This is a genomic window from Pantoea sp. CFSAN033090 (genome assembly GCF_001264395.1).
In the GTDB taxonomy this organism is placed as follows: domain Bacteria; phylum Pseudomonadota; class Gammaproteobacteria; order Enterobacterales; family Enterobacteriaceae; genus Pantoea; species Pantoea agglomerans.
In genome coordinates this window covers 173841-186568 of record NZ_LGYX01000001.1, presented here as the reverse complement: position 1 = coordinate 186568, position 12728 = coordinate 173841, and the positions used below count along the sequence as shown (strand labels likewise).

Genomic DNA, 12728 nt, shown 5'->3' with positions numbered 1-12728 from the left:
CGCGATACTGCCTGCTTTAACTGAGGATGATGCTATGAAAACTGCTCCTGTTGCCCTGACTGTGACTGCTCCGCGTCCGATGAGTGAATATGCTGCACTGCTGATTGCCGCAGCTACGGTCGTTCTGTTCCTCTCCGCCTGGTTCAGCGCTTAAAACTTCACCACGGCACGACAACCGCTTCGGTCGCGGCGGTTCTCTAAGAAAAACTGAAACCGGTGTAACTGGACGATGCGGCTGACGATGCTCAGCCCGAGTCCGATACCGCCGTAGCGACTGTCCATCCGGATAAACGCTTTACTCAGCTCGCCACTTTTACTCTCATCAATTCCCGGACCCTGATCTTCCACCACCAGCATCAGCTGAGGAGTTAACACCAGCTGCACACTGATGGTGCTGTTATCGGGACTGTAGCGATGGGCGTTCTCGACCAGGTTACGCAGCAACATCTTCAGCAGCGTGGCATCACCACGCACAAACTGCTCCTGCGGCAGATCGAGCACCAGCGTCTGCTGATGCGCCTCCAGCATGATACTCAGCTCTGCCTCCATTGGCAGGATCACATCTTCAATCAGCCCCACGTTCTGATAGGTGCCAGAGGTAAAGGACTGTCCGGCGCGCGCCAGATTCAGCAGTTGCGACACACTGTGCGTCATCTGATCCAGGCGCTGCACCAGCGGCTGAACTTTGACATCGCTGTTACGTTCGATTAACTCCAGATGCAGCCGCAATCCCGCCAGCGGCGTGCGCAGCTCATGTGCCACGTCGGCAGTGAATAACCGTTCGCGCTCCAGACTGCTGTTCAGACGCGCGACCAGCTGGTTTATCGCCTGCGTCACCGCATCGATCTCCTGAACCTGACTGTGGCAGGCGACGGGATCAAGATTCTCTTCGCTGCGACTCTCCAGTTCACGCTGCAGCTGATAAAGCGGCCGGGTAATCCACTTCACCGCCTGATAGCAGAGCAGCAGCGTCAGGGTAATCATCACCAGACTCGGCACCGCCAGGCTGGCTACCGCTTCATGCACTTCACGCTTAACGTGACTGTCCATGTTGCGCTTCTGCAGCTGCGCTTCCACCAGAAACTGAATCTGCTCTTTGCTCTCATGCCACAGCCAGACCACGCTGATCACCTGGAAAACCAGCAGGATCAGACCGATGGTCAGGATGAGACGAAAGCGCATACTGCGATGATCGAAACGTCTTATCATGTTGCCTCACGAACGCCATCCTGCGTCACCAGCGCATAGCCAAAACCGCGCACGGTGCGGATAGCGCTTTTGCCGATTTTGTCGCGCAGATTATGGATATGCACTTCCAGGGTATTAGTAGAAGGCTCGGTCTCCCAGTTATAGATATCCTGGTAGAGAATTTCACGGTGAACCGGATTCCCGGCCTTGAGCATCAGCCGTGACAGAATCGCAAACTCTTTGGGTGTCAGATCCAGCAGTACGTCGCTGAGCGTAATCTGGCGATGGGTCATATCCAGCGCCAGCGCACCCACTCTGACATGACTGTCGCCCTGATTGACGTGGCGGCGGATCAGGGCGCGGATCCGCGCCAGCAACTCATCCAGCGAGAACGGTTTGATAAGATAGTCGTCCGCGCCTGCGTCGAGTCCGGCAATGCGTTCGCTGATGGTGTCGCGTGCGGTCAGGATCAGCACCGGCGTCATCTTCTTCTGCCGCCGCAGTCGTATCAGAAAATGCAGTCCATCTTCATCCGGCAGGCCAAGATCCAGCACCACCAGGCTATACAGGCCGCTGGCGAAATGCGCTTCAGCATCCCGCACCCGCGTAACGCCATCACAGACGTAGCCTTCGCCTTCCAGCGCCAGCATCAGACCCTGCAGCAGCAGGGCATCATCTTCAACAATCAGTATCTTCATTAAGGTTGGCTCCGACACGACGTCAAAATATCATCCGCAGGCACATATTCGTGGGTCGCGGTGCCGGTTAATCCCAGCATGGTTGAAAACAGATTATCCTGTGAAAAATCGTCTGTCGCCGCCAGTTTATTCAGACAGCCGCGATTAACCGCATAACGTTTCTGATAATCATCGGAGAGCCAGATCAGCAACGGCACATGTTTCTGGGTGTCCGGCGCGATAGCATAGGGCAGGCCATGCAGGTAAGCACCATTTTCACCCAGGGATTCACCATGGTCAGACAGATAGACCAGGCTGGTGGTGAAGCGGTCCTGATGTGCACGCAGTACGTTAATGGCTTTATCGACGATGTGATCCACATTGACCAGCGTATTGTCATAGGTGTTGATCAACTGTTGTTGCGAACAGTCCTGAATCTGGTTGGTGTCGCAGGTCGGTTCAAACTGACGAAACTGTGGCGGATAGCGATGGCTGTAAGTCGGGCCATGACTGCCAATGGTGTGCAGCACAATCACCGCGTTGCCTTTTAACTGGCTGATGTACTCATCCAGACCGTGGAACAGCACGTCGTCGTAACACTCACCATCAATACACATGCCGGGCAGGTTCAGGCTGGTCATGTCCTGATGCGGAACGCGATCGCAGGCCCCTTTACAGCCCCCATCGTTCTCATTCCACAACACGCTGATCCCGGCGCGCTGAATAATATCCAGCAATCCCTCCTGATGGGCGGCCAGCACATCATCATAGTGGGCGCGCGGCATGTTGGAGAACATGCAGGGCACGGAAACCGCCGTCGCCGTTCCGCACGAGGTGGTGTGCGGGAAATAGATCACATCATCTTTGGCCAGTAAGGGGTTGGTCAGACGACCGTAACCGCCTAGCGAGAAATTTTGCGCACGCGAGGTTTCGCCCAGCACCAGAATCGTCAGGTTAGGTTTGCCACTGCTGCGGCTGGGCTGCAGGTGCGCATCTTCACCGATGCGTATCAGCGGCGCGTTCTGTAACTGCTCATGCTTATACCAGGAGAGCGTCGCCGCGATGCTGTTAGAGGGGCTCAGCGCTTTAACCAGTTCGCGGTTGTTACGGAACAGCGAAGCGTAATCTTTATAGAAGAGCAGGGCGATCAGCACAATCAGCGCCGCTGACAGCAATACGCTGAGCAGTCGCGCCAGCACGCCGCGCCACTGCTGTTTTTTGATTCGCGGCCAGAACAGCAGCAACGTCATCAGCACGCCTGAAGTGAGCAGGGTTACAAGCAGCTGTGGCGTAATCAGCGCAAAGGATTCCGAGGCGGTGGTATCCATCATGTTGGTGATCATCGAGCGATCGACCACGATGTTATAGGTGTGAATAAAGAACTGTGCCGAGGCGGAGAGCAGAATAAACAGCGCGGCCAGCAGCCGATCCAGCCAGATAAACGAGGCCAGCGTAATCACGATATTGATCACGCTAAAGGCGACCAGCGGCATCGATAAAAAGACCAGCGTGGTGTGCAGGTCGTTCAGCGGCATCACCGCCAGCACCTGACGGTAATAGGCAACGTTAAGGAAAACCGCGATGTAAACCGCAGCCAGAATCAGCAACGTAAGGCGGCTAATCAGCGGCCTCTTCAGGGTAAACGCCATGTGAGCAGGAACCAGAGTAATAAAAGTGTCACGAGAATGCGCTTTCAATATTAGGAATACCTTAAGAAGCTTAAGGTTTGAGGAGTGCCGACTCTGCCGGGTGCGATACGTGCGTGACTCCAGTCAGCAGCGGATCGTGTCTGGCCTGATCAGCGGAAGCGCAGCAGGATTGAATGGTGCTTTTATGCTGACTTAACCGCAGCGGCTGGCATGAAACCTGCATCTTTCTGGCATAACCCCTGTTAATGACTACACTTACTGTGAAGATGTTCTCAGTTAGCCAGTATTGTCAGCAATGCGCTTGCAAGTTTGAGGAGAGTGACCTATCCCGTTACCGCGTTTTATCCCTCAATCACCGCTTTATCAGAATTTCCCGCTTGCTGACCTGACTGCGTCAGGACATTCTTGTTTTAACTCAATGTTTTATTAAAATTCGATTTTCAGGAGAAGTAACGTGACCCAAGCGGCAGACACCCATGCCAGGTACCCGACATTAAGCGGCGGGCAGTACGCCTTCTTTTTTGATGTCGACGGCACGCTGGCAGCGATTCAGTCCCGTCCCGAAGCGGTATTTATTCCTGAGCAGGTCATCGCGCAACTGCAGCAGCTCTCTGCACTCTCGCAGGGCGCGCTTGCGCTGGTCTCCGGCAGACCCATAGAACAACTCGATGCGCTGGCCGCTCCCTGGTACGGCCCGGCTGCGGGCGTACATGGTGCTGAGCGCCGTGATGCAGAGGGTAATCTGCAACGCATCAGCCTGCCGGTCGAGGTGGAGCAAACGCTCAGGGCGGAATTGCAGGATGCCATGGCATCCTGGCCTGGCACCCAGCTGGAGGTAAAAGGCATGGCTTTCGCACTTCACTACCGCCAGGCGATGCAGCATGAGCAGGATGTGATGCGACTGGCTGAACAGTCAGTGAAACGTTTTCCCGGACTGGCGCTTCAGCCGGGGAAATGTGTGGTAGAGATTAAACCGGCAGGTATCGATAAAGGCGCCGCAATTAGCGACTTTATGCAGCAGCCCCCTTTTGCCGGACGTACGCCGGTCTTTATTGGCGACGATCTGACGGATGAGAAGGGCTTTCTGGCCGTGAACGCACGGCAGGGCGTCTCGATCAAAGTCGGAGAAGGTTCCACCCAGGCCCATTATCGGCTTCATGATGTCGATGCGGTTTACGGCTGGCTGGAAAGAACATTATTACTATCAGATCAAGACAACGTCGGTAAGGAGTTTAGGTTATGAGTCGTTTAGTGGTTGTATCTAACCGTGTCGCCATGCCCGATGGGTCAAAAACCAGCGCTGGCGGTTTGGCCGTCGGTATTCTCGATGCACTGAAAAGCACCGGTGGACTGTGGTTTGGCTGGAACGGTGAAATCAGCGAGTACACAGGCGAAGAGGTAGAAGAAGTCACGGTTCAGGAACATGAGGGTATTGAGTATGCCTCGTTCCCGCTGAGCCAGAACGATTACGATCTCTACTATTGCCAGTTCTCAAACACTGTCATCTGGCCCGCATTCCATTATCGCCTTGACCTGGTTCAGTTCCAGCGGGAAGCCTGGGAAGGGTATTGCGACGTTAACGATGCGGTGGCACAGCGTTTAAAACCGCTGATCAAGCCGGATGATATTGTCTGGATCCACGATTATCACTTTTTACCGTTTGCAGCCGCGCTGCGTCGGGCGGGCATTAATAACCGCATCGGCTTCTTCCTGCATATTCCGTTCCCGACGCCTGAAATATTTAATGCGCTGCCCCCGCACAAAGAGCTTCTGGAAATGCTGTGCGAATATGACCTGCTGGGTTTCCAGACCGAATCGGATCGGGTTGCCTTCCTCGACAGCGTCAGCCAGCTTACACAGCTGCAGAATAAGGGCGACAAAAAACATCGCGCCTTTGGCAACACCTTTATGACTGAGGTTTATCCCATCGGGATTGAGCCAGACAGTATTAAAGAGATGGCCGAAGGGCCGCTGCCACCGAAAATGGCCGCCATGAAGAAAGAGCTGGGCGATGCACGCAATATTATTGCCTGCGAACGTCTCGACTATTCCAAAGGTCTGCCTGAGCGTTTTCTTGCCTATGAAGCGCTGCTGGAGAACTTCCCGCAGCATCGCGGCAAAATTCGCTACTCGCAGATTGCTCCGACCTCGCGCGGCGATGTGCAGGCGTATCAGGATATCCGTCATCAGCTGGAGACCGAAGCAGGGCGCATCAATGGTAAATACGGTACGCTGGGCTGGACCCCGCTCTACTACCTTAACCAGCATTTTGACCGTCGACTGCTGATGAAAATCTTCCGTCTGACCGATGTCGGTCTGGTTACGCCGCTGCGTGACGGTATGAACCTGGTGGCGAAAGAGTACGTGGCTGCGCAGGACCCTGATGATCCCGGTGTACTGGTGCTGTCGCGCTTTGCGGGTGCGGCTAACGAGCTCACCTCCGCGCTGATTGTGAATCCGTATGACCGTGATGAAGTGGCCGCCGCGCTGGATAAGGCGATTACTATGCCGCGTACCGAAAGGATTTCACGCTACAACGACATGATGGCGGTATTGCGTAAAAATGATATTACCGCCTGGCGTGAAGGCTTCCTGAAAGACCTGGAACGCATTGAACCGCGCAGCGTTGACCACAACACGGTTAACAAGGTCGCGACCTTCCCAAAACTCGCCTGATATCTGTTCTGACTCAGGTTATGAAAGCAGCGGCGCCTCTACGGCGTCGCTGCTTTTTTTTCGGCCCAGGTCACAGAAAACTCGCCTGCTATCTGTTAATGACCGTTTGTTACGATTCTACGCTGATAACGTCAGTGGCTGCCCGGAGTGGCCCGATAAATGCAGGTAAGCCCGGAAATCCCCGTCCTGTCAGCCCCTGCCTCTTTCTTTACCTTCTTTACTCAAGTTTCTCTTCAGGCTGCCGATAGTGATAGTGCCAACGCATAACCCTTCGTTAATTCATTCGACTTTCTTATATAACCCCTTGTTACAGTGGGAATCAGAGTCTGTACACCCCGCCACCACTGTTAACGTCAGGTTGCCAGAAATCTGACCTGCTGCCGTATAAACCTTAACGCTTTCATTACTCACCCTCTGCGATACTCCCCTTAAGTAACTAATTTAAAAGCAAATACCTGAAGGTCGCAGCAGCATAATATGCTGATAACCTTTCTTTGGGTGGTTCTAAATAGGGTGTTAAAACGATTAACACCCGATATTCATTCCGGACTGCGCAAAGCGTCGAATAGCGATGCTTTTACCCCCTATTAAACCTTTCTCAGGACCAATTGGACTTAAAATCGGGCTTTTTTGCTCAAAAAATGACCAGTCGGTAAGTAATGGTAAAGGGTTGCTGAAGAAATTTGCGTTAAAAGTGTGATCTGCGTCACACTTTATCTAAAATTTCACATCACTGTCGTTGTATGTCGAAATCAGACGATATAGATTTGCGTTGTTTTCGGAATAGTCCTAAAAAATGTAAGAAGACGTCACGGAAGATGTCCAGAACTCGAAAATAAAATGGCATGGATTTTCGACCTTCGGTGGGTCTGAAACCCACACAAAAATGGAAGGCGAAAACGGTGACATTAACGTTACATAAAGTTTTTTTTGCCATCTTTTGATTTAACAAACAGCAGCTCGAACCGCAGATTTATTCTGCGATACAGTTACGTCGCATCTCTCAGGATGGAAAAATAATGGGCACCTCTGAAGTACTGAAACATATTTACGATCTCAACTTGTCTTATTTACTGCTTGCGCAGCGTTTAATTAACCAGGATAAAGCTTCTGCAATGTTTCGCCTCGGAATTGACGAGAAAATGGCGAATGCATTATCTGAATTAACATTGCCTGAGATGGTAAAAATGGCGGAAACCAATCAACTGGTTTGCCAGTTTCGTTTTACCGATAGCAGCACCATTAATCGCCTGACGCAGGAATCACGCGTGGATGATTTACAACAAATCCACACCGGCATTTTATTATCGAGCCGTTTACTGCGTAATGCGTCTAAAGATGATGCACCTGCTAAAAAGAGAGCAATGTCATGAGTGAGAAAAGTATTGTTCAGGAAGCACGTGATATTCATCTCGCGATGGAGCTCATCACATTAGGTGCCCGCTTACAGATGCTTGAGAGCGAAACCCAGCTGAGCCGCGGTCGTCTCATCAAGCTCTATAAAGAATTACGTGGCAGTCCGCCACCGAAAGGTATGCTGCCGTTCTCTACGGACTGGTTTATGACGTGGGAGCAGAACATTCATGCTTCTATGTTCTGTAACGCCTGGAAGTTTTTGCTGAAAACCGGGTTGTGCAGCGGCGTCGATGCCGTGATTAAAGCTTACCGCCTGTATCTTGAACAGTGTCCTCAATCGGACGAGGGCCCGCTGTTGGCGCTGACTCGTGCCTGGACCCTGGTCCGATTCGTTGATAGCGGTATGCTGGAACTGGCAGATTGTAAAAGCTGCAACGGCAGCTTTATTAATCATGCGCATCAGCCGGTTGGCAGCTTTACCTGCAGCCTGTGCCAGCCACCATCACGGGCAGTAAAAAGACGTAAACTTTCTGCAGAACCTGCCGATATGTTTCCACAACTGCTGGATGAACAGGTTAAACACGCCGTTTAAGTTTGTTCGCACTGTGGAAGCCATCCAGCAGCGGTTAATACCGCTGCTTTTTTTTTGCTTGCGGTTCAGGAATAACATCTGCGGCTCTCTGGCTTAACTTCCACCAACACGTTACGGACGTAAGGATTTTTTTGTGCTGATAATTATAGGTTACCTGATTGTTTTAGGCTCCGTGTTGGGCGGATATGCGCTGGTAGGTGGCCATCTGGGCGCGCTTTATCAGCCAGCCGAATTATTAATGATCGGCGGTGCCGGTGCCGGTGCTTTTTTAGTCGGCAACAACGGTAAGTCGATTAAAAAAACGCTGAAGGCGCTGCCTAAGTTATTTCGCGGCTCCAAGTACAACAAAGCGGTTTACATGGATTTGATGGCGCTGCTTTATCGCCTGATGGCGAAGTCGCGTCAGCAGGGTATGTTATCGCTGGAACGCGATATTGAAGATCCCAGCCAGAGTGAAATTTTTGCTAATTATCCCCGCATTCTTGCCGATAAACAGTTAGTGGATTTTATTACTGACTATTTGCGCCTGATGGTGAGCGGCAACATGAACGCTTTTGAAATCGAAGCGTTGATGGATGAAGAGATTGAGACCTACGAACACGAGTGTGACGTACCAGCGCAAAGTATTGCTGCAGTGGGTGATGGTCTTCCGGCATTCGGTATCGTCGCCGCGGTAATGGGCGTGGTCCATGCACTGGCTTCGGCCGATCGTCCAGCCGCTGAACTCGGTGCGCTGGTCGCGCATGCGATGGTGGGCACCTTCTTGGGCATCCTGCTGGCCTACGGGTTTGTCTCTCCACTCTCGTCAGTGCTGCGTCAGAAGTGTGCGGAAACCACCAAGATGATGCAGTGCATTAAGGTGACATTGCTGTCGAGCCTGAATGGTTACGCGCCGCAAATTGCGGTGGAATTTGGTCGTAAGACACTCTATTCCGCCGAGCGCCCGTCGTTCAGCGAACTGGAAGAGCACGTACGTAACGCCAAGAACCCGGCTAAACAGACTTCAGACGAGGCTTCATGAAACACGGCAATCGCCCAATTGTGCTGATCAAAAAGCGCAAACATAAAGGCCATGAAGGCAGCCACGGATCGTGGAAGATTGCCTACGCCGACTTTATGACGGCGATGATGGCCTTTTTTATGGTGATGTGGCTGCTCTCAATCGCCAACCCGCAGGAGCTGGTGCAGATAGCAGACTACTTCAAAACACCGCTGAAGGTAGCGATTACCGGCGGGGCGCGCAGCAGCGACAGCGAGAGCCCGATCCCCGGCGGCGGTGATGATCCGACCAAAAAGATTGGCGAAGTGAACAAAGTCGTCGATATGGACGCCCAGAAACGCAAGCTGGATGAGATTCGCCTTAACCGGCTGCGTGAAAAGCTCGACCAGCTGATTGAAGCGGATCCGCGTCTGAAAGCGCTGCGCCCGCATCTGATCATCAACATGGTGGAAGAGGGGCTGCGTATTCAGATTATCGACAGCCAGAATCGCCCGATGTTTAAGACCGGTCGGGCCGAGGTTGAGCCCTATATGCGCGATATTCTGCGTGCGATAGCGCCAGTCCTTAACGACATTCCGAACCGCATCAGCCTGGCCGGACATACCGATGATTTTCAGTATGCCAGCGGTGACAAAGGCTACAGCAACTGGGAACTGTCGACAGACCGTGCTAACGCCTCACGCCGTGAACTGGTGATGGGCGGCTTAGACAGCGGAAAAATTTTACGGGTGTTGGGTATGGCCGACACCATGCGCCTGAAAAATCGTGGCGGTAATGACGCCGTTAACCGCCGCATCAGCCTGCTGGTGTTGAACCACGACACCGAAGCGGCAATAGAAAAAGAGAACGCAGAAAGTGATGCCGTCCAGATCAGCGATCCGGCGGCCATTGAACAGATTACCGCACCTGCAACACCAGGCGGCGCGGTGAATACAGCAGCCCCCTCACAGCCGAGGTGATTCCCGTGAGTATGGACATCAGCGATTTTTACCAGACGTTTTTTGATGAAGCCGATGAGCTATTAGCGGATATGGAACAACACCTGTTGGGCTTAGACCCGCAGGAGCCAGATTCGGAACAGCTTAACGCCATCTTCCGTGCCGCTCACTCCATTAAGGGTGGGGCCGGAACCTTTGGTTTTACGGTATTACAGGAAACGACTCATATCCTGGAAAACATTCTGGATGGTGCTCGTCGCGGCGAGATGCAGCTCAGCACCGACATCATCAACCTGTTTTTGGAAACCAAAGATATTATGCAGGAACAGCTCGATGCTTATAAAACCGCGCAGGAGCCTAACGCGGAGAGCTTCAAATATATCTGTGAAGCGCTGCGCCAGCTGGCGCTAGAGGCCAAAGGTCTGCCGGTTGATGTTCCGGTTAGTGTTGCCACTGCCAGCGCAGAATCGGCCAGCACCAGCGGCCTGCGTGTACAGCTGATCGATCTCAAAGAGAAAGAGGTCGATCTGATGCTGGAAGAGATGAGTAATCTCGGCACCCTGACCAACGTGCAGAAGGGCAGCACCACGCTGGATGTCTGCATTGATGGCGTCGGTAAAGATGACATCGTGGCGGTGCTCTGCTTCGTCATCGACGAAGCACAGATCCGCTTCCCGGCAGCTGACGAAGCCGTTGCCGCGCCAGCTGCTGTTGCAGCCGAGGCCGAACCGGTGGTGGAAGACGTTCACACCGCCACCGTCACCGAACTGCCGGTGGCCGCAGTGAAGCGTGAAAGTAAGCGCGTCGCGGCACCTGCCAAATCGAGCGAATCCACCAGCATCCGTGTTGCGGTGGAGAAAGTCGATCAGCTGATCAACCTGGTGGGCGAACTGGTGATTACCCAGTCAATGCTCGCTCAGCGTTCCGGCGAACTCGATCCGGTCGCGCACGGTGACCTGCTGAACAGCATGGGTCAGCTGGAGCGTAACGCCCGCGATCTGCAGGAATCGGTGATGTCGATTCGTATGATGCCAATGGAATATGTCTTCAGCCGCTTCCCGCGTCTGGTGCGTGACCTGGCCAGCAAACTCGGCAAAGAGGTCGAACTGACGCTGCTGGGCAGCTCAACCGAACTCGATAAGAGCCTGATTGAACGCATCATCGATCCATTAACGCACCTGGTGCGTAACAGCCTTGACCACGGTATCGAAACGCCAGAAAAACGTCTGGTGGCCGGTAAAGTGGCAACCGGTAACCTGACGCTTTCAGCGGAACATCAGGGCGGCAACATCTGCATTGAAGTGTCTGATGATGGTGCCGGTCTGAACCGTGAACGTATTCTGGCTAAAGCCCTCTCATCGGGCCTGCCGGTTCACGAGAACATGAGCGACGAAGAGGTCGGCATGCTGATCTTCGCACCGGGCTTCTCCACCGCAGAGCAGGTGACAGATGTTTCAGGACGCGGCGTCGGTATGGACGTGGTGAAACGAAATATTCAGGAGATGGGCGGTCACGTTGAAATCGCCTCGAAGCAGGGCAAAGGCACCACCATTCGTATCCTGCTGCCGCTGACCCTGGCCATCCTTGATGGGATGTCCGTTCGTGTGGCCGATGAAGTCTTTATTCTGCCGCTGAATGCGGTGATGGAGTCGCTGCAACCGCGCGCCGAAGAGCTGAAACCGCTGGCCGGTGGCGAGTGCGTGCTGGAAGTGCGTGGCGAATATCTGCCACTGGTCGAGCTGTGGAACGTCTTTGATGTGCAGGATGCCAAAACCGAGGCCACTCAGGGCATTGTGGTAATCCTGCAAAGCGCGGGCAAACGTTACGCGCTACTGGTCGATCAGCTGATTGGCCAGCATCAGGTGGTGGTGAAGAACCTGGAAAGTAACTATCGCAAAGTGCCGGGCATCTCTGCCGCCACCATTCTTGGCGATGGTAGCGTGGCGCTGATTGTTGATGTTTCAGCACTGCAATCACTTAACCGTGAAAAACGTGTGGCTGGCGCTGCCGCCTGATTGATAACGAAAGGGTAAATAACATGAATGGAATGGCAACCGTGACAAAAATCGCTGGCGAAACCGTGGGTCAGGAGTTTCTGGTCTTCACGCTGGGCGACGAAGAGTACGGCATCGATATCCTCAAAGTTCAGGAAATTCGCGGTTACGATCAGGTAACACGTATCGCAAATACCCCTGAATTTATCCGCGGCGTCACTAACCTGCGCGGCGTTATCGTGCCGATTATCGATCTGCGCGTGAAGTTTGCGCAGCCCGATGTTGAGTACAATGAAAACACCGTGGTTATCGTGCTGAATCTGGAAAATCGCGTGGTCGGTATCGTGGTTGACGGCGTCTCTGATGTGCTGTCGCTGACCCAGGATCAGATCCGTCCTTCACCTGAGTTCGCTGTGACCATGTCCACCGAGTACCTGACCGGTCTGGGTGCGCTGGGCGATCGCATGCTGATTCTGGTCGACATTGAGAAGCTGCTGAGCAGCGACGAGATGGCGCTGGTGGATAACCTGCGTAGCGCGTAATTGAATCATCACGGGCCGGTTATGGCTGGCCCGTGATAGTTTCACTGAGCGATAATTCCTTTCTATTCATAGAATAAAGCCGCATTGCACTCTAATTTCCCGCTGTCACCTGCCGA

The 12728-nt window shown here is 53.3% G+C and carries 11 protein-coding genes; 8 read left to right on the top strand and 3 right to left on the bottom strand.

Features of this window, described 5'->3' with window-relative positions; genetic code table 11:
- Positions 1-150: 150 nt before the first annotated feature.
- From pmrB to eptA, 3 genes are read right to left on the bottom strand one after another with little or no spacing between them, the layout of a single operon-like run.
- Positions 151-1209, bottom strand: a complete 1059-nt coding sequence (pmrB, locus tag AFL22_RS00920) for a two-component system sensor histidine kinase PmrB (protein WP_022625496.1) — start codon at positions 1207-1209, stop codon at positions 151-153.
- Complete coding sequence (gene pmrA / locus AFL22_RS00915) at positions 1206-1886, bottom strand: two-component system response regulator PmrA (protein WP_010670822.1); 681 nt, start codon at positions 1884-1886, stop codon at positions 1206-1208. Before pmrA ends, pmrB begins: the two co-directional genes overlap by 4 nt.
- A complete protein-coding gene (gene eptA / locus AFL22_RS00910) occupies positions 1886-3514 on the bottom strand; it encodes a phosphoethanolamine transferase EptA (protein ID WP_052270597.1) in 1629 nt (542 codons plus the stop codon). Before eptA ends, pmrA begins: the two co-directional genes overlap by 1 nt.
- Positions 3515-3968: 454 nt before the next feature.
- Here eptA and otsB point away from each other — a divergent pair, with 454 nt between their 5' ends.
- The 8 genes from otsB to cheW all read left to right on the top strand — a co-directional run bounded on the left by otsB (position 3969) and on the right by cheW (position 12612).
- Complete coding sequence (gene otsB, locus AFL22_RS00905; protein WP_052270596.1) at positions 3969-4757, top strand: trehalose-phosphatase; 789 nt, start codon at positions 3969-3971, stop codon at positions 4755-4757.
- Positions 4754-6190, top strand: a complete 1437-nt coding sequence (gene otsA / locus AFL22_RS00900) for an alpha,alpha-trehalose-phosphate synthase (protein ID WP_010258527.1) — start codon at positions 4754-4756, stop codon at positions 6188-6190. Before otsB ends, otsA begins: the two co-directional genes overlap by 4 nt.
- A 1019-nt stretch (positions 6191-7209) precedes the next feature.
- The gene (gene flhD / locus AFL22_RS00895) at positions 7210-7563 is read left to right on the top strand and encodes a flagellar transcriptional regulator FlhD (RefSeq protein ID WP_010258528.1); all 354 of its coding nucleotides are present in this window, start codon (positions 7210-7212) and stop codon (positions 7561-7563) included.
- Positions 7560-8138 (top strand): flagellar transcriptional regulator FlhC, encoded by a 579-nt coding sequence (gene flhC / locus AFL22_RS00890; protein WP_010258532.1) that lies wholly within the window; start codon positions 7560-7562, stop codon positions 8136-8138. Before flhD ends, flhC begins: the two co-directional genes overlap by 4 nt.
- 133 nt (positions 8139-8271) lie before the next feature.
- A complete protein-coding gene (motA, locus tag AFL22_RS00885) occupies positions 8272-9159 on the top strand; it encodes a flagellar motor stator protein MotA (protein ID WP_003849139.1) in 888 nt (295 codons plus the stop codon).
- Complete coding sequence (gene motB / locus AFL22_RS00880; protein ID WP_010258536.1) at positions 9156-10097, top strand: flagellar motor protein MotB; 942 nt, start codon at positions 9156-9158, stop codon at positions 10095-10097. The genes motA and motB overlap by 4 nt, the downstream gene beginning before the upstream one ends.
- Before the next feature lie 11 nt (positions 10098-10108).
- A complete protein-coding gene (gene cheA / locus AFL22_RS00875; protein ID WP_182504426.1) occupies positions 10109-12091 on the top strand; it encodes a chemotaxis protein CheA in 1983 nt (660 codons plus the stop codon).
- Positions 12092-12114: 23 nt separating this feature from the next.
- Complete coding sequence (cheW, locus tag AFL22_RS00870) at positions 12115-12612, top strand: chemotaxis protein CheW (protein ID WP_010258541.1); 498 nt, start codon at positions 12115-12117, stop codon at positions 12610-12612.
- Positions 12613-12728: the final 116 nt, after the last annotated feature.